The sequence below is a fragment of the Marinobacter sp. S0848L genome, from assembly GCF_023016065.1.
Taxonomy (GTDB): Bacteria; Pseudomonadota; Gammaproteobacteria; order Pseudomonadales; family Oleiphilaceae; genus Marinobacter.
Window position 1 is genome coordinate 40036 of sequence record NZ_JALKAQ010000007.1, and the last position, 25327, is coordinate 65362.

Genomic DNA, 25327 nt, shown 5'->3' on the forward strand with positions numbered 1-25327 from the left:
GGTTTGGAGTGGACGCAGTGTGGGGTTAGGCTGCCCAAAACACGCTCCTTCGGCACATCCATGTGACGCTTGGGCTCCGCCATCCATGGCTGCGCACAGTTTTGGGCAGCCTAACCCCACACCGCTGATCAAACTCCGAATTATATTCCGCGCGCGACCCCGAACCCTTCCTGCTTTATATTCGAAGCTCAACGCTCAATAAACCAACATTGGCTTGGCGATCACTCCGGCAACAAGCCGGATTCCACCAGACGTTCCCGTATTTGATCCAAGGCTTCTGGATTGCCTAGGGCATCCCTGTTATCGGCTTTCTTTGAGCCGTTGATCAGGCGAGCTACCGCGAGTTCCACTTTTTTGCCGCTGCGGGTGTAGGGAATGTCGGGCACTTCGACGATGTGCTTGGGCACATGTCTGGGGCTGGCGCCTTCGCGGATTTTGGTTTTCAGGGCTTTCATTAACTCGTCGGTGACGCTTTGGCCGGCAGCTGGCACTACGAACAGGACGACTTCTACGTCGCCTTCGATTTGGCGGCCAACCACCAGGCTGTCTTTGACTTCGGCGACGGTTTCAACCTGACGGTAGATTTCGGCGGTGCCGATTCGCACGCCGCCGGGGTTGAGGGTGGCGTCGGAGCGGCCGTAGATGATGGCGCCGCCGTGTTCGGTGAATTCGATGAAGTCGCCGTGGGCCCAGACGCCGGGGAAGGTGTTGAAGTAGGCGTCCTGGTAGCGTTCGTTGTTCGGGTCTTGCCAGAAGCTGACGGGCATGGACGGCAGTGGTTGGCGGCAGACGAGTTCGCCGCGGCCGTCGCTGACCGGTTCTCCGTCGTCGTTGTAGGCGACGGCATCCACCCCGAGGAAGCGGCATTGGATTTCGCCCCGGCGTACCGGCAGCAGTGGCGTGGCGCCGACGAAGCAACCGCAGATGTCGGTGCCGCCGGCGATGGAACCCAGCAATGCGTTGGGTGCGCCGTGGCTGTAGATCCAGTCGTAGTCTTCCGGCAGCAACGGCGAGCCGGTGGAGAAGACCACGCGCAAGGCACTTTGATCGTGTTTTTTTGCCGGTTCCAGCCCGGTTTTCCGGCAACCGGCGATGAAGCGGGCACTGGTGCCGTAGTGGGTAACACGTTCGTTGGCCACGGTTTCCCAAAGGTAGTCGAGGCTGGGGTAGCCGGGTGAGCCGTCTACGGTGATCACGGCGGCACCGGTCATCAGAGCCGAAGCTTGCCAGTTCCACATCATCCAGCCACAGGTGGTGAAGTACAGGAAGCGGTCTTCCGGGCCGACATCGCCGTGTAGCATCAATTCTTTGGCATGGTTGATCAGCAGGCCAGCGGTGCCGTGTACGATGCACTTGGGTTTGCCTGTGGTGCCTGAGGAATACAGGATGTACACGGGGTGATCCGGGTCTACCGGGGTGTACGAAGGTGCCTGCCCGGCACCGGCTTCAAGGGCCTGCTCCCAGGTAGTTACCCGGTCGCCGGCTACCGGCGCTTCGTCCGGTAATTGCTGAACGCTGACCACCGCTTTCAGTGAAGGCAGGCCACCAATAAGCTCGGCAAAATCCTGCTGGCGAGCAAAGGTTTTGCCGCCATAACCATATCCGTTCACCACGATCAGCGCAGCGGGTTCAATTTGGCCGAAGCGGTCGTTAATGGCGCCAATGCCGAAATCCGGTGACGCGGAGCTCCAGATCGCCCCCATGCTGGTGGCGGCCAGCATACCCACCAAGGCTTCGTAGCCATTGGTGACAACTCCTGCAACCCGATCTCCTTTTTCAATGCCTTTACTGCGCAGAAACGCTTCCAGCGCACCGGCATCGGCTTTCAGTTCGCGGTAGCTTTTTCGCAGCACCGGCCGGGTTTCGCAGTAGGCAACCACCGCTTCTTTGTCTGCATGGTCATTGTCTGCCCAACGCAGCAAATTGGCGGCGAAGTTCAGTTTCATACCCGGGAACCATTCGGCACCCGGCATATCGCGGCTACCCAGCACCCGCGTGGCCCGGGTATCACAGACCAACCCACAGTAGTCCCAGACTTTCTGCCAGAAGGTTTCAAGTTCGTCGATCGACCACTGGTGCAGCGCGTGGTAATCCGCGAAGGGGCCGTAACCTTCAAGCTCAAGCCAGCTTTTAAACTGACCCATCCGGGATTGGGCCAAGGTGTTTTCTGTCGGAGCCCATACCACCGTTGATTGTTCTGTTGTGCTCATCGGTCTCTCCAGGTAATTACTGCATATGCCAACCGTGGCTGACCACCATAGATTGCCCGGTCAGGGCGTTGGAGGGGAAGGCCGCCAGATGATATTGCAGCAAATCTGCATAACATTGATTGATCCAGGTGATGCGACTCTGCACATCAATAGCGATGGCACCGGCGCTGCCTTGCTCAAACAGCGGCGCCATTGCGTCGATCAGCTCACGGGTTAACCCGGTTTTGTTTTTATCAGGAAAAATTTGCTTCATGAAAAACTCGCCATCGTCACTACAGACGAATGTAAGGTAGCAACGTCAAACTCAGAATAGCGGCAATCGCGATGATTGCCGCAAGGAAGGTGACCGGCCGGGACCGGAACTGATGCCAAAGGCCCGTTTCACCGCGCTGACAACGGGCATCGTATTCCTCGCGCTGCCGGGCCACACGTTGCGCTTGGTAGTCGTCCAACAAAGCTCTTGCCCGGGCCGCTTCGTCATCATCGTGTACCCAGAAACCGCCCATACTGATGCCCCACCGGCTCGGTGGTGTTTCGTAGTAACGGACCTCGTGCTCTTCGAACAGCGCGCGGATGTCATCGGCCTCATCGTCCGGTACGTTGCGAAGATTCATCAAGTGGTGGGGCATAGGGTTTCCGGCTGGCTTCGTTAGCGTCGTTAGCTATATCCTAGCAGGAAAGCAAACCCGATCGAATTTATCAGGACGCTGCATGAGCCAGAACACCCTCCGTCTGTTGCTGGACGTAGACAGCCGCTTCCAGCGGGACAGGGATCAGTCCCCGGCGTTTCTTCACCGCCGGGACCGCCGCTTTGCACTCGATTGTGAGCAACAGGGAGTCAGCCCGACGCCAGAGCGTTGGCTCGATCATATGCGGCGACTCAGCGGCCCCGGCAACGAAGCGCAAACAGGGCGCAAAGTGCAGCAACAGTGGCAACGTATCAACAGTGGGTTTGCCATCGCTGGTGCGCTGTTCGGTGTGCTCACGATGGCCGGTCTGCTTTTCTACGACGGCGGCCAACGCATCAACATCACCGTGTTTCTGGCCTTCGTTGTGTTACAGCTACTTCTGGCTCTGGCAACCACTGCCCAAGCACTGATGGGTTGGCAGCCATGGCGCTGGCTTGCCAAACGCCTCAGTCTGCACGCGCCGGAAAGCACGCTGGCACCTCTGCAACCCACACTGATGGCGCGCGCCGGGCACACAGGCGGTGTGGCCTTTGCCCTGAGCGGCTTGCTCACTTTGTTTGTATTACTGGTCATTCAGGATTTGGCATTTGGCTGGAGTACCACGCTCGATACCGCCGCCGCCAGCTACCACCGTTTAGTTCACGCCATCGCCACACCCTGGTCGTTGTTGTGGCCGGCGGCCGTGCCGTCGCTTGAGCTTGTGGAAGCAACCCGCTTCTTCCGGGCGGCCCCCACCAGTCAGGGCGTAGCGCCGGAGCAATGGGGCAACTGGTGGCCATTTGTGGTCATGCTTTGGGTCACCTGGGTGATGCTCCCCAGACTGCTGTTATTGGCGTTCAGCCACTGGTTTACCGCTCATAAAGCACGGCTGCAGCTGCACGGCCACCCGGGCATGCAAGCACTGTTGTACCGAATGGAAACCCCGACACTCGACACCGGCAACCAACATAACGATGCCGACGATCTGCCGGATGTTCGCACTCAAGCCACCACCGGCGATCTGTGCGACACCCCTCACATGATTTGCTGGGCAGGTGCCGGCGAACCGGAGCTGCCCCGGCAATTAACCAGACGCGACAGCCAGATTCGGAAAGCCGGTGGCCGAGCTTCGTTAGCCGAAGACGATCACGTTCTGACCACCTTGGCCAAGGATCTTGCCCGGGAACACTCACCCGCCGTTATTCTGGTCACCCGCAGCTGGGAGCCGCCAACCGGCGAGTTACACGATTTTCTGGAACAGGCCCGGGAGCACTGGCCTGCAGAGACTCGAGTCATGATTGTGCCGCTGGCCAACGATGCCAACCAGCGTCCGAAGAATCTTCTCATTCAGCCGTGGCTGCGCTTTACCGAAAGGCTTCCCGAGGGTTTTGCCAGCGTTGCCCTGTTGCCACCTCCGCCGGATAGCCCCTACCAGGTTGCGGGAGCCTCCACGCTATGACCCAAACGCCCGTATTTGCGGTTGTCGGCCATCCGAATAAAGGCAAATCCAGCGTCGTCGCGACTTTGTCCCAGAACGATGCCATCGCCATCGCACTGGAACCTGGTACCACCCGGGCCAGCCAGCGTTACCCGCTGACGGTGGATGGCCGGCAGCTCTACACGCTGACCGACACCCCCGGCTTTCAGCGCCCGAGACGCGTATTGCAATGGCTGGAAGCCCACAGCTTATCGGCATCGGACCACCCCGATACCGTTCGAGCCTTCGTACTTCAGCACAAAGGCGACGAGCGCTACGTAGACGAATGCGAGCTACTAAGCCCCATCATTGAAGGTGCCGGGATTATTTACGTGGTCGATGGTTCGGTGCCGTACAGCGCCGAGCACGAAGCGGAAATGACCATCCTGCGCTGGACCGGCCGCCCGAGCCTGGCTTTGATCAACAGCATTGGAGATGATGATTACAGCGATGTGTGGCAGGCGGCGCTTGGTCAGTTCTTTCAGGTTGTACGCAAATTCGACGCCGTTCGCGCCCCGTTTGAGCAACATCTCAGCCTTTTACGAACCTTCGGCCAACTGGAATCCGACTGGGAACAGCCTCTGGAGGAAGCCACACAGCTACTGGCCGAGCAACGCCGCCAACGCCAGCGTCTGGCCGCCAGCATCATCGCCCGGGCGCTGGAAGATTTAATGGGCTATCAGGAGAAACGCACGCTCACGCTCGATCAGGTGGCCAGCACCAGCGAAGCGACACTGGCCGACACGCTGCGCGACCGCTGGTATAAGCGTCAACGCCGGCGGGAGCAATCCCTGCGCATCGACATCGAGCACCTGTATCAGCACCAACGCATTACCCGTCAGGAAGCCGAGCTGGAATGGGCCAACCAGCACGATTTGTTTTCTGAAGATACCCGCCAACATTGGGCGGTCAGCAAGAAGTATCTGGCAACCGCCGGGTTCGGGGCCGGGGCCATGGGCGGCGCCGGTGTCGATGCGCTCACCTTCGGCTCGTCACTTGGCACCGGGGCTCTCGTGGGTGGACTGATTGGCGCAGCAGGGAGTTATTTCTACGGCGATCGCTTGGTGCTGCCAGCGCTCAATATCGGCCCTTTACAGAACGGGCTGCAGTCCGCCACCTTCGGCCCGGTGCAGGACAGCCAGTTTGGCTATGTCATTCTCGGGCGAGCCGTTGATCACTGGTGGCACATCAGCCACCGCAACCACGCCGGGCGCGACTTGCTGGCGCTGGAGCCAGCCGATCAACATTGGCTGGAGCTGCTCGATAAAACCAGCCGACGGGAGATTCAACGCGCACTCGACCGATGCCGAAAACAACGTCCGCTCAGCCAGTCTCAGCGGCAAAATCTGGCGCAAGCGATTGGTCAGGCCATGGCCGCCTACGACAACTGGCGGTTGAATCGCGGCTGACGGGCATGTTTATACTGTAAGGCTATTCCATCACCAAATGAGGAATGCGAATGAAAATCGTACGAGTGCAAGACATCATCGGTACCGAGCGCGAAGTCAGCGCCCAGCAATGGACCAGCCGCCGCCTGCTGCTGAAAAAGGATGGTATGGGTTTCTCTTTCCACGAAACCATCATCCCGGCCGGCACCGAGCACACCTTCTGGTACAAGCACCACCTGGAAGCGGTTTACTGCGTAGCCGGTAACGGCCGCATCAAGGATCTTGCCACCGGTGAAGTGCACGAAATTACCGACGGCACCCTGTACGCCCTCGACAAGCACGACCGTCACACCCTGTACGGTGGCACCGAAGACATGCGCCTGATCTGCGCCTTCAACCCGCCTGTGACCGGCCAGGAAGTCCACGACGAAGACGGCGCCTACCTGCCCGACACCAGCGAAGACTGATTCGCACGCCGTGGCAAACAATATCGCCGCAAACACATCGCCATCGCCAGCCAAGCTGCTGCCGGTGGCGGTGTTGCTTTGGTTAGCCGGTGTTTACTTACGAATTCCTGTGCTGGTGGCACCGCCGCTGGCACCGTTCATCAGTGACGAACTGGGCCTGACGCAAGCGCTCACCGGTGCACTGACGACTTTACCTATTCTGATGCTCGCCATTGGCGCTATGCCCGGGTCGCTTGCCATTTCCCGTATCGGCCCGCGCAACACTCTGGCGTTAGCCATGTTGATCATGGTGATTGGTTCGGCTGGCCGAGGTTTAGTGCCCGATACCCTGACGCTGATGATCGCCAGCGCCGTCATGGGGCTGGGTGTGGCCATGATGCAGCCGGCCTTACCGGCCCTGTTGCCGCGCTGGCTTGAGCCTCATCATCTGGCCATCGGCTCCGCTATTTATATGAATGGCATGCTGATGGGCGAGTTTATCGGGGCCGGCATTACTCTGCCGGTACTGATGCCTTTGCTGGAGAACAGCTGGCGCGCCACCCTGCTGGCTTGGTCGTTACCGGCGCTGTTAATCGCGGCTGCGTTGTTTCTTCCCAAGCGGGATTTGGCTCGCCCTGTCCGGAAAACAGCCTGGCTTCCCGACTGGAAGAATCCGTTAACGCTTCGATTGGGCCTGTTGCTGGGGCTGTCGGGCTCGTCCTTTTTCGGACTGAACGCATACATGGGCAACCTGCTGGAACAGCAAGGCAACTTGGATCTGCTCCCGGATGCCTTGTTCTGGTACAACTTCGCGCAGGTGTTCGCTTCTCTGCTCATGCTGAAAATGGCCCGGCGCTGGGTAGGGGTTCGCAGCTTGATTATCATCATGGGCGTTCTGAGCATCAGCGGCACCCTCGGCGCACTTCTGCTTTCCGGCTGGGCATCGATCATCAGCGCCACCTTCATGAGCTTTTTTGCGGGTATCTTGCTGATTCTTATGGTGGCTTTGCCACCGCTTCTGGTGTCGTCCGAAGAAACCGGGCGGCTCTCGGCGGGCACGTTTCTGGTCGGTTACACACTGGCGTTCGCTGTGCCAATGCTGGGCGGGGTTCTGGCGGACTGGACGGGGGATATTCGTCACGCGATTGGGGTGATTATCGCCTACGGCGTTCTGGTGCTGCCCATTGCCTTCCGGTTAAAACTGAACCGCCACTGATTCCTGATGATACCGCCTGAGCCGAGGTCGCCGTGACAGCGAACCTCGGCCAGACAGCCACATTGTTTAGATGTAGTAATCCTTCAACGGAGGGAATCCGTTGAACTCTACCGCACTGTAAGTGGTGGTATAGGCGCCTGTGGACAACCAATACATCCGGTCGCCGATCGCCAGATTTAATGGCAACGGATACTTGTGGTGCTCGTACATGATGTCGGCACTGTCGCAGGTTGGCCCGGCAATTACGCAGTCTTCACCCACGCCTTCCTTTTCTGTCCAGATCGGAAACTTGATCGCTTCATCCAATGTTTCGATCAAACCCGAAAACTTACCTACATCGGTAAACACCCATCGGTGCAACGCGGTACGTGATTTGCGAGAAATCAGCACCACTTCGCTCACCAACACACCGGCATTGGAAATCAGTGACCGGCCCGGCTCAATGATGATTTCCGGTAGGTCGGCACCGAAGTCTTCCTCAAGGAAACGGGCAATTTCCTGGGCATAAACACTCAGCTCGTTGGTACGGCTGATGTAATTGGCCGGAAAACCACCGCCCATGTTGATCATTTTCAGCTCAATGCCATCTTCTTCTTTCAGGCGCTCAAAGATCACCTTCACTTTGCTCAACGCGGCATCCCAGGCACCGATTTCACGCTGCTGAGAGCCCACGTGGAACGACACACCATAAGGCACCAAGCCCAGATCACGGGCCAGAATCAAAAGGTCCATGGCCATGTCGGTCTGGCAGCCAAACTTGCGAGACAAAGGCCAGTCTGCCGTAAGCGTACCTTCGGTCAGAATGCGTACGTACACCTTCGAGCCGGGCGCGGCTTTCGCAATGTTGCGTAGGTCCGCCTCGGAATCCGTGGCAAACAAGCGCACACCTTTTTCGTAAAAGGTCCGCACGTCTTTGGCCTTTTTGATGGTGTTGCCGTAACTGATGCGGTCGCCGGTAACACCCAACGCCATCACTTTTTCCAGCTCGTACACCGATGCGATATCAAAATTGGCGCCTTTGTCCCTCAGCATAGTCAGGATCTGGGGGGCCGGGTTAGCCTTTACCGCGTAATAAACCTTCGCATAAGGGAATCCTTCCACCAACTCATCGTATTGACGATTAATGGTAGCGGTATCAATCACTACAAACGGCGTTTCCTTCGTTTCGGAGAATTCCTTGATACGCTTGAAGGTTTCGGCGTCGTAGTAATCAGCAATCTGTGCGTTGGCTGCGTCGATCATCAGTGGTGCGTCCCTCCATAGGGAAAGCAGGCATAAAAAAAGGCACCGCAGCTTTACTGCAGCACCCATACGATTTCGCGATCTTCAGGCTTTTCTTTAACCACCGCAAATGAGCATATATACCCATAAACTCAGTGCGAAAAACCCCATGCGCAACACGGATTTCTAGTCTATGTATGAAGCGACCAACGCGTGTACTCCTGGACCCCGGTTTGAAGGCATGAGCGTTATTTGGCAGGGCGCTTTTTCGTGCCTTGTTGCGCTTGCGCGGTCAACGGATCTTCCGGCCAGGGATGCTTGGGGTATCGACCGCGAGTGTCTTTGCGCACCTCGGGGTAGGCGTTGCGCCAGAAACTGGCCAAATCTGCGGTGACCGCCAATGGCCTCTGGGCCGGTGACAGCATATGAATCACCACCGGCACGCGGCCCCCGGCAACTTTGGGGGTTTCCGTCCAGCCAAACAACGCCTGCAGCTTGGCCGCCAACACCGGGCCGTTGTCGGCGCTGTAATCGAGGGTAACGTTCTGGCCGGTGGGAATGGTCACCGCGCGGGGTGCCAGTTCTTCCAAGCGCTGCTGTTGCGGGTAATCCAACAGCGTATTCAAAGCCTGAACCAGATTCAGACCAGCCAAGTCGGACCAGCGCTTCATGCCCGACAAATAAGGTGCCAGCCAGACTTCCAAAGACTCCAACAAGGCTTGGTCGCTGACTTCCGGCCATTCGCCGGGATACTCGCCGGCCAGCAGTCGCACACGGGCGCACCATTGCCGCGCAGCCGGTGTCCAAGGCAGACTATCCAAGCCTTTACGACGCACCGCGTCCAACAAGCCTTGCTGGAGCAACTCAGGCCCTACCTGCACCAGTGCGTTCTCTGCCAGTACCAGTGCCCCCAGTTTTCGCACTTGTCGGGCAACGACGGTACCCCGTTTATCGTCCCAGAGGGCTTCCTCACGATTTTCGATATGACCGGCGTGGTCCTGCTCGAGATCGACGAGATCCACCGGTGCCGCCAGATAAATCGTCGCTTCCCGGGCTTTGCCGTCCAGATCCGCCGCAACCAGCCATTCCTGCCGGGCCAAGGCGTCATCTTCCCTTAATACCGCGCCTTTTCCGTTACTCAACTGGTAACGAGGCGTACTGCCTGATCTACGGCGGGCAATGCGATCCGGGTAGGCCTGCGCCAACACCCGGCCAACGTCGGTTTCGGAGGGTAAGCCGGTTGTTTTTTCTCCCCGGCACAGCCGTTTCGCGGCTTGTTTGATGGCGTTTAACCGCGCCACGTCTAATCCGCGATGACCACGCTCACCACGCAACACCCTAATGCGCTCATGCAGATCAGCGCCGGAACCGGGGCCAAGTAAATCCCGCTCTTCCAGCAGGGCAGCCAATTCCGCCGCCAGTTGCCCCAACCCCAGAGCACGTCCGCGGATCACCATGTGCGCCAAACGCGGATGCATACCGAGTTCCCGCGCAGCCTTGCCATGATCGGTGATGGCACCTTCGGCATCCAACAAATCCAGCCACTGCAGCAACGTGACCGCCTGCTGCCAGTGGGGAAGAGGTGGGGCGTCGATCCACGCCACCTGATCCGGCGAACGGGCGCCCCATTGGGCCAGTTCCAGCACCAGAGGGGCCAGGTCGGCTTCCTGAATCTCCGGCGGGGTAAAATCTGCCAGCCCGAACTGTTCCGATTCACTCCACAACCGGTAGCACACACCCGGCTCGATACGTCCGGCCCGGCCTTTTCGCTGTTCCGCCGACGCTTTGGAAACTCGACCGGTCACCAAGCGCGTCATGCCACTGTTCGGATTGAAAACCGCCCGGCGCTGCTGGCCGGCATCAACCACCACCCGCACACCTTCGATGGTCAGACTGGTCTCGGCAATGGCGGTGGCCAGCACAACCTTGCGCGAGCCCTCGGGGGCGGGCGATATGGCTTTGTCCTGTTCCTCGGATTTCAAATTGCCGTAGAGCGGGGCGAGCAGGACATTTTCGGGTAATTGCCCCTGTAGTTGCTGTGCAGCCCGCCGAATTTCCCCGGCTCCCGGCAGAAACACCAGCACCGAACCGGTCTGCTCGGCCAAGGCTTCCTGCACCACTGCCACCACCTGATCCACCACCCGGCCATTCCGGGGCACCGGGCGGTACATCACCTCCACCGGAAAGGCCCGGCCTTCGCTGCTGATCACCGGTACATCGCCCAGCACTTTGGCAATCGGTGCGGTATCCAGCGTTGCCGACATCACCAGTATCCGAAGATCCTCCCGCAACGCCTGCTGGGTTTCCCGTACCAAGGCCAATCCCAAATCGGCCTGCAAAGAGCGCTCGTGGAATTCATCGAACAGCACAGCGGCGTAGTCTTCCAGCATGGGGTCGCTCTGAATCAGGCGTGTCAGGATGCCTTCGGTGACCACTTCAATCTTGGTGTTCCCAGAAACCTTGGTATCCAGCCGGGTCCGGTAGCCGACCGTTTGCCCCGGGGCCTCTCCCAACTGTTTCGCCATAAACCGCGCCGCCGATCTGACCGCCAGCCGTCGGGGTTCCAGCATCAGGATTTTCCGGTCATCCCGCCATTCGGCTTCCAGCAACGCCAAGGGCACTCGGGTAGTTTTACCGGCTCCCGGGGGGGCTTGTAGCAGGGCTGTGGTGCTTTGGTTCAGGGATTGGGTTAGCTTTGGGAGTATGGCTTCTATTGGGGGCATGGGCTGTTGTTGGGTTTAGCCTGTTAGTTTGGGGGTGGCGCGGGAGGGGTTTTGAATTTTGGGCCGAAAAAGAACTCGCTTCGCTCAGACACCTTTGTTCGACCCAAAATTCAAAACCCCTCCCACACCCTGCAGAATAATGAGATATGTAAAAACACTACCATGATTGAACGACGGTTTAGTTGGCCAAACCAGACTCAAGACCGAGAATGCCAAACCTCCGGGCGAGGCACAAAGAACGCAAACACCAAACCAAAGGCCAGCGCCGCCACACCGATACCGAATGCCGACAACAGAGTGCCGCCAGCATCCAGCCACTGCTTGGTTAGCCAAGGGCCGACCATTTGAGTAAAGCCATACAGTGCTACCATCGCCGCCGACAGCCTTGGGCCTTGGTGCGGGTGCAAAGAACGGCCGGTTCTTTGAGTGAGTAGAACGGTACCGACAAACGTGCTGCCCACCAGCACCGCGCACAACGACAGACCAACAGCGCCCGGCCAGACAACGGCCGCCAGAACACCCGCCAACTGAATGATGAAATTCAATCTTAACGCTCGGAGATCACCCATAACGGCACCGAGTTTGTTCCAAAGCCACGGCGAGGGAATGGTCACGATCGCCACCAGCATCCAGGTGCCATCTTGCAGGAAATGGTCAGCCGGCAATTCAAGGTTCGCCAGCAACGGCAAAAAAGTCATAGGCAGGATGTATCCCAATCCCGCGCCAGCGTAACTCAGGAACAGCGGCACACTGGCGCGATCCAGCAACGGCGTGGTGGTGATCGTTTTACCGGAGTCATCTTGTTCACGAACAGGCACATCGAGCTTTCGCAGCTGCATCACGCCCCACCAGCCCAGCGGGATAGATACCAGCAGGGCAGGCCACCAGCGCTGGGCGCCCTCAAGAAAGTCGGCGGGACCGGTCACCAAACCGCTGGATACCAAAAGTCCTGTTCCTACACCGATGTACACCAGCCCGCTCAATGAAGCGCGGTTTCGCAAAACCAGCCATTCCAGAATCAGAGCCGGTGCCTGTACGAAGATCACGCCGTTTGCCACACCGTTGAGCCAACGGATTACCGACATCACCGTAAGATTGTCGGTTTGGGTCATGATCAGTGTCGTGATGACATGCACCAGCATGAATAACGGTAACAGGAAGCGGATCTGTTCGATCCGGTGCCAGCGGATCGCCAGCATGGCCCCCATCAGATAGCCCAGGTAATTCCAGGTGGCGATCGCGGCACCTTGGGAGGCATTTATCTGAGCGTCCGCCACCAGATAAGGTATTAATGGCGTATAGATGAACCGGCCCAAGGTGTGCACCACCAACAACACCAGCCCACCGGCCAGCAGAACGGTGAATAGCTGTTTTGGAGAAGCGGTTGGTGATGAGGTCATGGTTACTGCCCGGCGATGCGTGATTAAAGCTTTTGCCGAGCAGTGTATGGCAGACAGTGGGTTTTGTCAGTCAGACCTTGGCCACAGGGGCTCAGGCACCCACGGCTCTGGGGTGATTTTCCTTGGCCCAGCGGTAGATTCGTTCAAACGCTTCCGCCAGTTCTTTAGGGTTGTGCGGTGGTTGAATCAGAGCCTGCAGTTTGCCATCCGGGTTCAGCAGCGCGAAGTGTCCGCTGTGGTCCACCAATAGCTGGCCGTCGACTTCCCGGTGCACGAACACCGCACTCAGGCTTTTCGCCAGCGCTCTGAGCGTGTCCAGCTCACCGGTCAGACCATGGAAATGCTCACCAAAGAAGCCGGTATAGGCTTTCAGGGTGTCCGGGGTGTCGTGTTCCGGGTCTGCGGTCACCAGCAAATAATCCGGCTGAGGCAGTTCCGCCGGCAGCAGCTTGTCGGTTTGGCGCAGGTTGGCCATGGCCGCGGGGCAGATATCGGGACAGTTGGTGTAGCCCACAAACACAAAGCTCCAGCGGCCTTTCAAGTCGTCCCGCGTTACGGTGTCCCCTTGCTCATTGGTCAGAGTGAATTCCGTCAACTCGCGCGGCTGGTCATACACATAGGTGTTGTATTCGCTCAGGTCTGGTGCTGGTGCCGGCTCGCTGTTCGCCAGAAACACCTGCCGCCCTACGGTTAAGCCGAAAACAAGAGCAACGATCAGAAACAACGCGATCAGCGTAATACGTAGCGAACGCCCCATAGGGCCTCCCTGTCAGATGAGTATCATGCCCACTATTCAGAAAAAGACGAAATGATCCACCAGCAGCACCACAAACAACGCCATCAGATACACGATGGAATATTTGAAGGTGTCCATGGCTACCCGGCGATCATCGCCTTTCAGCAAACGAATGGCATATTGCAGGAACCGTAAGCCTAAAACCAGTGCGCCCACCAAGTAGATGCCGCCCGACATGCCGGTAACGAACGGCAGCAAGCTAACCACCAACAGCATCACGGTATACAACACAATGTGCAGCTCGGTGTATTTGTTGCCGTGGGTGACCGGCAGCATCGGTATGCCTGCTTTGGAGTATTCTTCTTTACGGTGAATGGCGAGCGCCCAGAAATGCGGAGGGGTCCAGGCGAAAATGATCAACACCAGCAGCAACGCATGACCTTCTACTTGCCCGGTGACCGCGGTCCAGCCCAGCAACGGCGGCATGGCTCCGGCAAGGCCGCCAATGGTTATGTTCTGCGGTGTGGCCCGTTTCAGGAACAAGGTATAAATACCGGCGTAGCCCACCAGCGAAGCCAGCGTGAGCCAGGCGGTAAGCTCATTCACCTGCCACATGAGCACAATCATTCCCACCGCCGCCAACACCACAGCAAACAGTATCGCGTCGAAGGGGGCGATCCGGCCTGTGGCTACAGGGCGCTTGCGGGTGCGCGCCATAACGGTATCGATTTTCTGATCCACCACATGATTCACTACCGCCGCCGCACCGGCCAATAAAGCAATGCCGAGGTTACCAAACAGCAAAACACTCCAGCCCGGTATGCCCGGGGCCGCCAACAACATGCCGATCAGAGAGGTCAGAATCATCAATGCCACTACCCGTGGCTTGGTGAGTTCCAGATAATCGCGCCACGAGATGTGTGTTACTGAGCCCGTCGATTCTTGCACCGGCAGTGCTTTCACTTGCTCGCTCATGCCGTTACCTCCCGCGTTATGGTTGTTGTGTGGGATGCTGTCGCTGTTTTCGAATGCGGTAACTGGGAATGCCGCCAGATCAGGTTGATCATCGACAACAGTAGCCCGGCACCCATGGCGTTATGCGCCACGGCAATACCGAGCGGAATATGGAACCAGACGTTGGCCAGTCCCAGACTGAACTGGAACGCCAGAACGCAGGCCACCAGTACGATGCTGCGGTCCAGACCACTGCTGCCCCGTTGCCGCCAGAGCCGAACCAGCAACAGGCCCAGGTAAAGCAGCACAATCATGGCCCCTAACCGATGGGTCACATGAATGGCAACGCGGCCATCATCGGTCAGTTGTCCGCCCAGATAATTCGGCCCCACCTGCTGCGCAATATCGAACCCATGCTGGAAATCCATGCCATCGGGCCACCACTGGCCTTGGCAGGTGGGCAGATCGGTGCAGGCCACCGCCGCGTAATTAGCGGCGGTCCAGGCGCCAAGTGCAATCTGTAACACAACCAGAAGCAAGCCACCGTATAACCACAGTTTGGTGAGGTTGGCCGCCACTCGCCCCGCTGACAGGCTCTGGATACCCGCGCTCTTGCGTAGCCTTAAGGTCAAAAGGAACAACAGACTAAGCGTGGTAAACCCGCCTAACAAATGCAGCGCCACCACCTGTGGCCACAGTTTCAGGGTAACCGTCCACATTCCAAAGGCGCCTTGCAGCACAATGAAGCCCGCGATGAACAACGGCAAACGCAATGGCAAAGGTTCGCGACGATGGCGAATGGCTGCAATGGCCAGGCCGAACACCACCAACCCCAAGGTTCCCGCGGCGTATCGGTGAATCATTTCCGGCCAGCCTTTGGCAACGTCCACAGGCGTATCGGGGAAGCGGGCGTTAGCGATGGCGATATTGGTTTCGCCTTGGGGCACGGTCAGAAAACCGTAACAGCCGGGCCAGTCCGGACAGCCAAGACCGGCATGGACCAAGCGCGTCCAGGCCCCCAGCATGATCACCACCACCGCCAGTGCGCAGGCCAATGTGGACCAAGCCGCCAGCTTTCTGGCCAAAGTTTCTGTTGAAGTCTGGTTCACCGCATCGCCCTCCCGGTTAGCCAATCTGCGATAACTTCAACAGTTGCTTGATGTCTTTGAGCATCTGTTTGCCGGTGTGTTCGGTGCCGTAATGCATCATGACATTGCCAAAGGGATCAACCAACAGAATACGGGGCTCGGCGTCGGGATTAACGCCTTCCGGCCAAGCCGGTGTGGCGCCTGGCATTAGCGTCAGCCGCTCCATGCGCTGGTATTCCTGTTCCCAGCGCGCATCCAGTGTTGCCGGCGTTGCGCCCAACCAAGTGGCACGGCTGACTCGCGGCGCTTCTTTGCCCAGTGCGATATTCACTTGTCGTGCCAAATACAGCAATTGCTCACAATCGTCGGTGCATGTACCTGCAGCCACCAGCATTAACCACTCAGCGTTCGCCTTGTCGGCACCGAATCGATCGGCCAACGGCTCACCGGTATGGGTTTCAAGATTTAAGGCCTGTATCGGCACTACCGGCTGCAACAACTCGCCGTTGTTGGTGTGCCCTGCCGGATTGAGCCAGCCGGTGTAAAACATGATGGTGGCCAACACCATAGGGCCAAAACCCACAGCAAACAGCAGAATCGCCGTGCGGCGGCCTCGTCGAATTTGTTCCGGGCTCGGGCTTTCTCGACCACTCATGGAATCAGCCGTTGTTGTTGTCATGATCGCTTCCTGCCTTTCCGTCTTTCTTTATTTTTATGTCTCGCTACGCCTATAACTCGCTACTACAGTCAATATAGTCAGCACTGCGGCAAGCGCAAACCATTGCACCGCATATCCATAATGAGTTTGTGGCCCCATCACATCCGGAACCCGGTCGGCGCGATAGGCTCCGGGTTGTTTTGGGTCAGACAACATGACCGTCATCGGAGCCGGTTTAGGCACAAATTCGGCAACCTTGGTTTTCGGTAAGGCCTGCACCCGTTTGGGCCAACCTGCGTCTGCCGCATTGGTGTCAGCCAACACCGGCGGCTCCGGGTAGTCCGCCAACCGACCTTCCAGAGTGACGAGCTGATCGGGGGTTTCAATCACTGGCAAGCTATCGCGGGTTCGCGTGCCCGGCACCCAGCCCCGATTGACCACCACGGCGGGCCCTTCAAGCGGCCGAAACAGCGTCAGCACCTCGTATCCGGGTACGCCGTCTCGGGTACGGTTATCCAACAACCAGCTTTGCTCATCGTAAAAGCCCGTCACATAGACCGGCAAACCGGCCTGCAACTCACCGGTTACAACCTCCGCCCAAGGCGTATCGTTGGCTCGTTGTTGCCAGGCCTGCAACAGGGTTTGCTTTTCCTCAGCCCGGTCCAATTGCCAGATACCAAGGCTCAACAGGAGTGGCAGGAGTAACCCGCTGAAAACAAGCAAGCGCCAATCAAAATGCCATCGGCGATCCATCAAAACGGTCTACCCATGCTTTGCTATAGTGAAGTTAAGATGAGGAATTAAATCTCTTCGGCCAGCGCAATAACGATCAATAACAACAGGACCTTCCATGCTTAAAATCGCCATCGTCATACTGCTGTTTGCCGTCATCGTCAGCTTATTCAGCGGTCTGTTTTTCTTGATCCACGATGGCGGCAAAACTCGGCGCGTGGTGAACACACTCGCAGTCCGGGTTGCCTTGAGTGTGCTTTTGATCGCACTGCTGTTAATCGCAATCTGGTCCGGGTCGATTACTCTCAACCCGACCCCATAAATACCGACAACGCTCAAAGCACGTAGACAAATACGAACAGCCCCAGCCACACCACATCGACAAAGTGCCAATACCAAGAGGCCGCTTCGAAGCCAAAATGATTGTCTTCCGTAAAGTGGCCTTTGATGATCCGTATCAGCATGACCGTCAGCATGATGGTGCCCAACAACACGTGAGCCCCGTGAAACCCGGTCAACATGAAGAAGGTACTGCCGTAAATGCCGGATTGCAGGGTCAGGTCCAGGTCACTGTATGCGTGAGCGTATTCGTAACCCTGAACAAACAGAAACACCACGGCCAATGCCAGCGTCAACCCGAGCCACAATTTCACCTTGGCGCGATTACCGGCTTTCAGGGCATGGTGGGCAATGGTCACCGTAACGGAAGACGTAACCAGCAATAGGGTGTTCACCAACGGAAGCCCCCAGGGACCAACGACTTCTTTCGGCCCCCGATAGGCCTCTGGGTCCGGGTTACTGATCAAAGGCCAACTGGCCTGAAAGCCTTCCCAAAGCATATTGGTACTGCCTTTGTCCCCCTCGCCACCCAGCCAAGGCACCACAAACACCCGAACGTAGAAGAGCGCGCCGAAGAAGGCGGCAAAAAACATCACCTCTGAAAAAATGAACCAACTCATGCCCCAACGGAACGAACGGTCCATCTGATCGCTGTACAAGCCGGCCCGGCTTTCACGAATCACACTGCCGAACCAACCGAACAGCATGTAGGCCATAATCAGTGCGCCAATCCAGAACATCACCCATGAGCCGGTGGTGCTTTCACCTTGATTGCCGTTGACCATGATGGATGCGGCACCGTAGAGGGTGACCCCAAGGCCAACGGTGGCAACAATGGGCCACTTACTCTGTTCGGGAACGTAGTAGGTCTGGTGATCCGCCATAGTTCTCTCCGATGGCTTAGCCGTTATTGTTGGTTATTGTGTCTGCCGTTGCAGGGCCAGAAACTTCCACGGGCTTACCCTGATCGTACAGGGTGTAGGACAACGTCAGCTTGGTAATGTGTTCAGGCAACTCCGGGTCTACGATGAAGACCAGCGGCATCTCCACGCTTTCGCCCGCCTCCAATGGTTGCTGGTTGAAGCAAAAACATTCGGTCTTGTGAAAATACAGGGTGCCTTCTGAAGGCGACAGACTGGGCACTGCCTGCCCCACCATGTCATTGCCGGTGGGATTGGCCGCAAAGAACTTCACGGTCATCGGTTCACCAGGGTGCACCGTCACGCTGCGTACAACAGGGCGGAATTCCCACGTCATTCCCGGGCCATTGCTGGCCAGAAACTGCACCGTGACCGTCCGGTTCTCATCCACCTGTTCACCAGTGCCCGCTTCATAGCGGCCACTGGTTTTGCCGTTTATTCCGGTGATGTCACAAAACACGTCGTACAAGGGAACCAGGGCAAATCCAAACGCGAACATGCCCACCACGCCGGCCATGCACCAGGCAATTACCCGGCTGTTACTGCGCTTGCCTTGCTGCTGATCAGCCATGACAAAACTCCCGGTTACTTCACTTCAGGGGGTGTTGTGAAGGTGTGATAAGGCGCAGGGGATGGAACCGTCCACTCCAGACCTTCTGCGCCATCCCACGGTTTTGCCGGTGCTTTCTCACCGCCACGGGCACACTTCACCACGATAAACAGGAATAGCAGTTGCGTAACGCCAAACATGAAGGCGCCAATGCTCGACACCATGTTGAAATCGGCGAACTGCAACGCGTAATCCGGAATCCGCCGTGGCATGCCCGCCAAACCGAGGAAATGCATGGGGAAGAACGCCAGATTCATGCCCACAAACGACAACCAGAAGTGGGTTTTGGCGAGCGTTTCGTCGTACATGTTGCCGGTCCACTTCGGCAACCAGAAGTATGCGGAGGCGAAGATACCGAAGATGGCGCCCGGCACCAGCACATAGTGGAAGTGCGCCACCACGAAGTAGGTGTCGTGATACTGGAAGTCAGCCGGAGCAATGGCCAGCATCAGACCGGAAAAGCCGCCGATCGAGAACAGGATAATAAAGGCCACGGCAAACAACATGGGCGCTTCAAAACTCAGCGAACCGCGGAACATCGTGGTTACCCAGTTGAACACTTTCACCCCGGTAGGCACCGCAATCAGCAAGGTTGCGTACATAAAGAACAGTTGCCCCGCCAGCGGAATGCCAACGGTAAACATATGGTGCGCCCAAACCAGGAATGAGAGCAGGGCGATGGCGCCCGTGGCGTACACCATCGAGGGATAGCCAAACAGCGGTTTGCGGGAAAACGCCGGTACAATGTGGGAGATGGCCCCGAACGCCGGCAAGATCATGATGTACACCTCGGGGTGCCCGAAGAACCAGAACACATGCTGGAACAAAACAGGGTCGCCGCCGCCCGAAGCATCAAAGAAACTGGTGCCGAAGTTAATGTCCATCAGCATCATGGTGACCGCACCGGCCAGGACCGGCATCACCGCAATCAGCAGAAACGCCGTAATCAGCCAAGTCCAGACAAACAGCGGCATTTTCATCAACGTCATGCCCGGTGCCCGAAGGTTCAGAATGGTGGCAATCACGTTGATGGCCCCCATGATGGACGACACACCCATGATGTGGATGGCGAAAATGAAGAAGGTGGTGCTGGGTGGCCCGTAAGTCGTGGACAAAGGCGCATAGAAGGTCCAACCGAAGTTTGGCGCGCCGCCTTCCATAAACAAGGTGGACACCAGGATCAGGAAGGCACAGGGCAGCAGCCAGAAACTCCAGTTATTCATCCGTGGCAACGCCATGTCGGGCGCACCAATCATCAGCGGCAACATCCAGTTGGCCAACCCCACGAACGCGGGCATGACTGCGCCGAACACCATGATCAGCCCGTGCATGGTGGTCATCTGGTTAAAAAATTCGGGCTGAACAATCTGCAAACCCGGCTGGAATAATTCCGCCCGTATGACCATCGCCATGCTGCCGCCCAGCAGGAACATAGCGAAGCTGAAGATCAGGTACATAGACCCGATGTCTTTATGATTAGTGGTCAACAACCAACGGCTGATGCCTTTGGCCGGGCCGTGGTGATGTTCCTGGTTGTGGGTATCTGCAACCGCACTCATGAAAACCCCCGTTACCGCCGTTTTGTTATGGCTGGTGATTGTTGTTATCTGGCGTCAACTACTCTTTATTCTTGAAGTCGAAGATCTCTTTCGGTGTGACCATTTCACCGGTGTTATTACCCCACGCGTTCCGCTCGTAGGTAATCACCGCGGCCAGGTCTACCTCGCTCAACTGCCCGCCAAAGGCCTGCATCGCGGTGCCGGAAACCCCGTTCACCACAATGTCAATGTGTGCCGCCATATCGCCGGTGGCAATCGGGCTACCCTTAAGCGCCGGGAAGGCCGGGGGCATACCCGCACCGTTCGGCTGGTGACAGCTTGCACAAGCACTGGCATAAGCCTTCTCGCCACGCTCTATCAACTCATCCAACGTCCAGTCTTTTTGGGTAAGCTGACGCTCTGCTTCGGCAGCTTCTTTTTGCTCTGCCACCCAAGCGGCATATTCCTCTTCAGGCACAGCTTCAACGACCACTGGCATAAAGCCATGATCTTTGCCGCAAAGTTCTGTGCACTGGCCACGATAAATGCCGGGCTCATCAACACGGGTCCAGGTTTCGTTGATAAAGCCCGGAATGGCATCTTTCTTCACGCCAAACTCCGGCACCCACCAAGAGTGGATGACATCATTCGCCGTTAACAGAAAACGGACTTTCTTACCGACCGGGATCACCAGTGGCTTATCCACCTCCAGCAGATAGTTTTCACCCTTCGCCTGACGGTTCTCGATCTGATCACGCGGGGTCGATAAACTGGAGAAATAACCAAAGTCATCGTTGATATACTCGTACTGCCAACGCCACTGATACCCGGTGATCTTAATATCGACCTCGGACTCAGTGGTGTCGTACATTTCGATGAGGGTGGCTGTAGCCGGCACGGCCATGGCGACCAGGATCGCGAACGGTATGGCGGTCCAAAGCACTTCCACCAAGGTGTTTTCATGGAAGTTGGCTGCTTTGTAACCCTGGGACTTACGGTGGGCAAAGATTGACCAAAACATGACCCCGAACACCACCACACCGATGGCAACGCAGATCCATAAAATGGTCATGTGAAGGCTGAATATCTGATTGCTGGTACCGGTTACACCCGGCGTCATGTTCATGGTCCAGTCCGCCATGACCACAGCCGGAAGCAACAGACCAGTAACTAGGGCAAGTGCCCGCTTGGCATGCACGCGCATACTGTGTCTCCACAGAGTGTTATTCTTGTCGGATTTTGCGTCATCCCTCTGCGGTTCGTTCTGATGCTCGCAACACCGGAACAACCGCGAGTGAAAGCCTGCTTATGGATACATCATTGCTCAGTGTAGCCAGTGATTAGCAAAACACTAAAAATCCAATTAAACCTAAATGAGATAAACGGCCCGTTTTAATGAGTAATTCGCATAAAGCAATCTTCAGCCCCACAGACCAGCGCCTGTGGCTGCTTGCCTGGCCGCTGATGTTGACGAACCTCACGGTGCCGCTTCTGGGCTTGGTTGATACCGCCGTGCTGGGCCATCTGGATAACCCGGAATATCTCGGTGCGGTTGCAGTTGGCGCTAACCTGTTCAGTATTTTGTACTGGACCTTCGGCTTCATGCGCATGGGGACCACCGGTCTGGCCGCTCAAGCTTGGGGACAGCAGGACTCCTTCGCTCAGGTTGCTCTGTTGTTACGCTCATTGATGCTTGCTGTGGGCATCGGCCTGTTGTTGATCCTGTTTCATAAGTCGCTGATCACCCTCGGTTTGCATTTAATGAACCCGAGCCCTTCGGTGGCTGAGCTGTCAGCTGAATACGCCTCGATTCGTATCTGGAGCGCGCCCGCGGTTTTATGCCAATACACCTTGGTGGGATGGCTGATTGGCACCCAGTATCCCCGGGGTCCGATGGTGATGCTGATCATTGCCAACGGTATCAACATAGCTCTGGATATCTTCTTCGTGACCGTGCTGGGCTGGAACAGCCGAGGGGTTGCCATGGCCACGGTGCTGGCCGAATACGGCGCTACCGCGATCGGTTTCGCCATCGTGCTCAGGCGCATGCCCGAGGGCCAAACGCTGACCAAAGAGCTGTTCGGACGCATTTCGGATTATTTGCGTATTTTGCAGGTCAACCGATTCATCATGGTGCGCACCATCGCGCTGTTGCTGGTGCTTGCCTTTTTCACGGCCCAGGGCGCCCGCCAAGGCGACATCATTCTGGCCGCCAATGCGGTTTTAATCACCTTCCTGCTGGTTATTTCTAACGCTCTGGATGGTTTTGCTAATGCCGCCGAAGCATTGATTGGCGAAGCCATTGGCAAAGGCAGCAAAGATCAGTTTAAAACCGTGTTCAGCAGCGCCCTGCGCTGGTCGATATGGGGGGCACTGCTGCTAACGGTTGCGTTCGTACTTGGCGGTCGATGGTTGATCAGTTTGCTGACCGATATTGAGGGCGTGCAGCTCACAGCCTGGCAGTATCTACCTTGGCTGTGGTTGCTGCCTTTCGCCGCGGTCTGGGGATTTCTGCTGGACGGCGTTTTCATCGGCGCAACCCGCACCCGGGAAATGCAGAACACCATGTTGTTTTCTGCGCTCGTGGTATTTCTTCCGGTGTGGTGGCTGACAACCGGCTGGGGCAACCATGGTTTGTGGTTCTCACTGATCAGCCTGATGTTGGCCCGGGCCGCCAGCATGGGCTGGCTATGCTGGCAATACACCCGCCACGACCGCTGGTTTCAATCTCACTAAACCGAAATCGAACGTCTGCAGCTGTAACGATATTTAACACTTGGCCGCAGCAGTCTCGCGAATTTTGGCTACAATAACGAGAAATGGCAGGCATATCGTGGTGGCCAGCCACCCTATGACCTGCTTCCGGTTGCTCTTGGTTGAACCAAGGAGGGGCCTTGCGACCTCAACTCGTACACAAAGTGGCATCTCCTGCAATGACACCACAAGCAGTCCTTGAGATTATTGATCAGGCTCGGCGTAAAGAAGCTCGCTCCGGCAGGTTTCTGCGTCAGATGAAGGAAAAGGTGGACCGGTTACCCGCGTCTATTGTGGTGGGTGGCTCGAACCCTGCGACCAGCCTGTTCCAGTTCGCCATCGAATACATCGAAATGGCTCCCCGCCTGATCGAATGCGTTGACGCATGCGCTCAGGAAGCCGGCATCCGAGAATTATTCAAACCGTTTATCGACGGGGCGGCCCAATACTTCACCCAACCCTCGGTTTTACTGGTTCAATACGACGGTTTGGACGGGCTGCTTATCCGTGCCTACATGTGCCACCGCCTGATGGAAGAAATGCACGACAACAACCGCTCTATCCGTGCCAGCGAGCTCATCGATCTGGAGGCCACCCGGGCCAACCTGCTGGTGCATGAGCTGATTGGCGAGCCCTTTGCGAATGAACTCGACGATGCCATCACCATCACGGTACTTCAGATTGCCGGAACCCCCGACTACTACAGCCTGGATCTCGAACCCTTCGTGAATCAGGTCAACAACCGCGCCTGGGACTGGATGCGCCAGTTTTGGGAGCATCTGCTGGATCGCAATCACATTCAGTTTTCACTGAGGCCGGGCTTGCTCTAACCCTGCCGACCATGCGCTGCTCAGCGCGCGACGCACGCCTTTCCGACTACCCGGCAACCCGCTAAACTGATCGCCGCAACTCACCTTACTGGTTGAAATAATTAAGGAGATACACTCTCGTGCTGGACAATGCAGACTTGGGAAAACTGATTATTCGACTCACGCTTGGTGGCCTTCTGTTGTTCCACGGGGTGTCCAAGTTGCTCAACGGCGTTGGCTTTATTGAAGGCCAGTTGGCCAGCCACAATCTGCCAACCATTCTGGCGTACGGCGTTTACATCGGCGAAATCCTTGCGCCTCTGATGATTATTCTGGGCTACCAGACTCGTATTGGTGCGCTCATCATTGTCTTTAATATGATTGTGGCAATCGCACTAGTGCACAGCCATCAGCTGCTCTCGCTCAGCAGCAACGGCGGTTGGTCACTGGAGCTGCAGGGCTTCTTCTTGTTCACGGCTTTAGCCGTCATCTTCCTCGGCCCGGGCCGATACAAACTCAAAAACTGAGCATTAATTAACGGTGGTTGTCTGATTATCGCGCCACCAGCCAAACCATCGGTGTGCGCTCGCACCCAAGCGGTCAAGGGTTCAGTAGAGGCAGGGACTAAAAAAACAAAGTTACGATGGACGATCGGACGACTGCTGAACGGAAGCTTATCACCAGTGTGGTGGGTTTCGATCAATTGCCCGGCAACCGTCCAGTACACAGACACTTCATCCAGCAACGGATAGCCAATAACCAAGAGTCGGTTACGTTTATCCACAGGCAGAGAGACTTTTAACCAATAATCCTTGTCGCTGAAGCCGTGATTGAAGGTGTCTTCCGCAGATACCGTGTGCCACTCGGTCGCAGGTGTAGAGCGAACGTCCTCCAGTGTGAGCTCGTCATAAGGCACGGCCAGCCATTGAAACGCTACCGGGCCAGACAAGGCAATCGGGCTGGTCAGATACAGCAAAATAAATAGAATAGCTCTCACAACATATCTACCATTGCTCATCGGCCGGCTGGAAACTCAGATTCTACGGGCTGAACGTTACGCACACTTTGAGCATAGCTCACTTCGCATGGGGCAACATTTATGAGCCGATCTCCGCAAACTGTTTCACCGGGCCGCTACCGCCATTACAAAGGCCGGGATTACGAAGTCATTGGCGTGGCCCGGCACAGCGAAACCGAAGAGTCGCTGGTGGTTTACCGTTGCCTCTACGGCGACCACAGTTTGTGGGTGCGGCCACTCAGTATGTTCCGGGAAACCGTTCAGGTTGCTGGAGAAGACGTACCCCGGTTTGCCCGGGTAGACGCCAGCGATTAATTACATAAGCACTTTGACTGACACGGCCATTTCCTGCACATTAGCCCACTTTTCGTACCGCTGGTGCCCTGAAGGTGCCAGCTCACCTTCAGTTTTCAGTCGGAGTT

25 protein-coding genes are annotated in these 25327 nt (G+C 57.0%); 9 read left to right on the forward strand and 16 right to left on the reverse strand.

Annotation, left to right across the window (positions count from 1 at the left end; genetic code table 11):
• Positions 1-221: 221 nt before the first annotated feature.
• The 3 genes from MWU64_RS10280 to MWU64_RS10290 are packed head-to-tail and all read right to left on the reverse strand — an operon-like array spanning position 222 to position 2839.
• Entirely contained in the window at positions 222-2210 is a 1989-nt protein-coding gene (locus tag MWU64_RS10280) for an acetoacetate--CoA ligase (RefSeq protein WP_247064085.1), read from the reverse strand.
• A gap of 16 nt (positions 2211-2226) precedes the next feature.
• A complete protein-coding gene (locus MWU64_RS10285; RefSeq protein WP_247064087.1) occupies positions 2227-2463 on the reverse strand; it encodes a hypothetical protein in 237 nt (78 codons plus the stop codon).
• A gap of 19 nt (positions 2464-2482) precedes the next feature.
• Positions 2483-2839, reverse strand: a complete 357-nt coding sequence (locus MWU64_RS10290) for a DUF6164 family protein (protein WP_247064088.1) — start codon at positions 2837-2839, stop codon at positions 2483-2485.
• An 82-nt stretch (positions 2840-2921) separates the two neighbouring features.
• Here MWU64_RS10290 and MWU64_RS10295 point away from each other — a divergent pair, with 82 nt between their 5' ends.
• From MWU64_RS10295 to MWU64_RS10310, 4 genes are read left to right on the forward strand one after another with little or no spacing between them, the layout of a single operon-like run.
• Positions 2922-4337, forward strand: a complete 1416-nt coding sequence (locus tag MWU64_RS10295) for a DUF2868 domain-containing protein (RefSeq protein WP_247064090.1) — start codon at positions 2922-2924, stop codon at positions 4335-4337.
• Positions 4334-5764: a GTPase/DUF3482 domain-containing protein gene (locus tag MWU64_RS10300; RefSeq protein WP_247064092.1), complete on the forward strand. Its 1431-nt coding sequence runs from the start codon at positions 4334-4336 to the stop codon at positions 5762-5764. Before MWU64_RS10295 ends, MWU64_RS10300 begins: the two co-directional genes overlap by 4 nt.
• Positions 5765-5814: 50 nt before the next feature.
• Positions 5815-6210 carry an ectoine synthase gene (locus MWU64_RS10305; RefSeq protein WP_022990468.1) on the forward strand — a complete coding sequence of 132 codons (396 nt, stop codon included), beginning with the start codon at positions 5815-5817 and terminating at the stop codon, positions 6208-6210.
• A 10-nt stretch (positions 6211-6220) separates the two neighbouring features.
• A complete protein-coding gene (locus tag MWU64_RS10310) occupies positions 6221-7405 on the forward strand; it encodes an MFS transporter (RefSeq protein WP_247064094.1) in 1185 nt (394 codons plus the stop codon).
• Positions 7406-7471: 66 nt separating this feature from the next.
• Here the strand turns inward: MWU64_RS10310 and MWU64_RS10315 are convergent, their stop codons facing one another.
• The 8 genes from MWU64_RS10315 to MWU64_RS10350 form a co-directional block, all read right to left on the reverse strand.
• A complete protein-coding gene (locus tag MWU64_RS10315; protein ID WP_247064096.1) occupies positions 7472-8647 on the reverse strand; it encodes a type III PLP-dependent enzyme in 1176 nt (391 codons plus the stop codon).
• A 227-nt stretch (positions 8648-8874) separates the two neighbouring features.
• Positions 8875-11349 (reverse strand): ATP-dependent helicase HrpB, encoded by a 2475-nt coding sequence (hrpB, locus tag MWU64_RS10320; protein ID WP_247064098.1) that lies wholly within the window; start codon positions 11347-11349, stop codon positions 8875-8877.
• A gap of 197 nt (positions 11350-11546) precedes the next feature.
• The gene (locus MWU64_RS10325; RefSeq protein ID WP_247064100.1) at positions 11547-12749 is read right to left on the reverse strand and encodes a YbfB/YjiJ family MFS transporter; all 1203 of its coding nucleotides are present in this window, start codon (positions 12747-12749) and stop codon (positions 11547-11549) included.
• 91 nt (positions 12750-12840) lie between these two features.
• Entirely contained in the window at positions 12841-13506 is a 666-nt protein-coding gene (locus MWU64_RS10330) for an SCO family protein (RefSeq protein ID WP_247064102.1), read from the reverse strand.
• 36 nt (positions 13507-13542) lie between these two features.
• The gene (cyoE, locus tag MWU64_RS10335) at positions 13543-14460 is read right to left on the reverse strand and encodes a heme o synthase (RefSeq protein WP_247064104.1); all 918 of its coding nucleotides are present in this window, start codon (positions 14458-14460) and stop codon (positions 13543-13545) included.
• Positions 14457-15524, reverse strand: coding sequence for a COX15/CtaA family protein (locus MWU64_RS10340; protein WP_281496333.1), 1068 nt, complete (start codon positions 15522-15524; stop codon positions 14457-14459). The genes cyoE and MWU64_RS10340 overlap by 4 nt, the downstream gene beginning before the upstream one ends.
• 40 nt (positions 15525-15564) lie before the next feature.
• The gene (locus MWU64_RS10345) at positions 15565-16206 is read right to left on the reverse strand and encodes a hypothetical protein (RefSeq protein WP_247064106.1); all 642 of its coding nucleotides are present in this window, start codon (positions 16204-16206) and stop codon (positions 15565-15567) included.
• A 33-nt stretch (positions 16207-16239) separates the two neighbouring features.
• A complete protein-coding gene (locus tag MWU64_RS10350; protein ID WP_281496328.1) occupies positions 16240-16938 on the reverse strand; it encodes an SURF1 family protein in 699 nt (232 codons plus the stop codon).
• A gap of 97 nt (positions 16939-17035) precedes the next feature.
• Here MWU64_RS10350 and MWU64_RS10355 point away from each other — a divergent pair, with 97 nt between their 5' ends.
• Positions 17036-17239: a twin transmembrane helix small protein gene (locus MWU64_RS10355; RefSeq protein ID WP_247064108.1), complete on the forward strand. Its 204-nt coding sequence runs from the start codon at positions 17036-17038 to the stop codon at positions 17237-17239.
• A 13-nt stretch (positions 17240-17252) separates the two neighbouring features.
• On the opposite strand, the gene MWU64_RS10360 is transcribed toward MWU64_RS10355, so the two are convergent.
• The 4 genes from MWU64_RS10360 to coxB are packed head-to-tail and all read right to left on the reverse strand — an operon-like array spanning position 17253 to position 21528.
• Entirely contained in the window at positions 17253-18140 is an 888-nt protein-coding gene (locus tag MWU64_RS10360) for a cytochrome c oxidase subunit 3 (protein ID WP_247064110.1), read from the reverse strand.
• A 16-nt stretch (positions 18141-18156) separates the two neighbouring features.
• The gene (locus MWU64_RS10365; protein ID WP_247064112.1) at positions 18157-18747 is read right to left on the reverse strand and encodes a cytochrome c oxidase assembly protein; all 591 of its coding nucleotides are present in this window, start codon (positions 18745-18747) and stop codon (positions 18157-18159) included.
• A gap of 14 nt (positions 18748-18761) precedes the next feature.
• Complete coding sequence (ctaD, locus tag MWU64_RS10370) at positions 18762-20345, reverse strand: cytochrome c oxidase subunit I (protein WP_247064114.1); 1584 nt, start codon at positions 20343-20345, stop codon at positions 18762-18764.
• A gap of 58 nt (positions 20346-20403) precedes the next feature.
• Entirely contained in the window at positions 20404-21528 is a 1125-nt protein-coding gene (gene coxB, locus MWU64_RS10375; RefSeq protein WP_247064116.1) for a cytochrome c oxidase subunit II, read from the reverse strand.
• A 191-nt stretch (positions 21529-21719) separates the two neighbouring features.
• Between coxB and MWU64_RS10380 the strand changes: the two genes are divergently transcribed.
• From MWU64_RS10380 to MWU64_RS10390, 3 genes are all read left to right on the forward strand, one after another.
• Positions 21720-23060 (forward strand): MATE family efflux transporter, encoded by a 1341-nt coding sequence (locus MWU64_RS10380; protein WP_247064118.1) that lies wholly within the window; start codon positions 21720-21722, stop codon positions 23058-23060.
• Positions 23061-23257: 197 nt separating this feature from the next.
• Entirely contained in the window at positions 23258-23908 is a 651-nt protein-coding gene (locus tag MWU64_RS10385; protein ID WP_247064278.1) for a hypothetical protein, read from the forward strand.
• 119 nt (positions 23909-24027) lie between these two features.
• The gene (locus MWU64_RS10390; RefSeq protein WP_247064120.1) at positions 24028-24414 is read left to right on the forward strand and encodes a DoxX family protein; all 387 of its coding nucleotides are present in this window, start codon (positions 24028-24030) and stop codon (positions 24412-24414) included.
• On the opposite strand, the gene MWU64_RS10395 is transcribed toward MWU64_RS10390, so the two are convergent.
• Positions 24297-24905 (reverse strand): 7TM-DISM domain-containing protein, encoded by a 609-nt coding sequence (locus MWU64_RS10395; RefSeq protein ID WP_247064122.1) that lies wholly within the window; start codon positions 24903-24905, stop codon positions 24297-24299. The two genes, MWU64_RS10390 and MWU64_RS10395, sit on opposite strands and share 118 nt — an antisense overlap.
• Positions 24906-24986: 81 nt before the next feature.
• Here MWU64_RS10395 and MWU64_RS10400 point away from each other — a divergent pair, with 81 nt between their 5' ends.
• The gene (locus MWU64_RS10400) at positions 24987-25220 is read left to right on the forward strand and encodes a DUF1653 domain-containing protein (RefSeq protein ID WP_247064124.1); all 234 of its coding nucleotides are present in this window, start codon (positions 24987-24989) and stop codon (positions 25218-25220) included.
• Positions 25221-25327 lie beyond the last annotated feature (107 nt).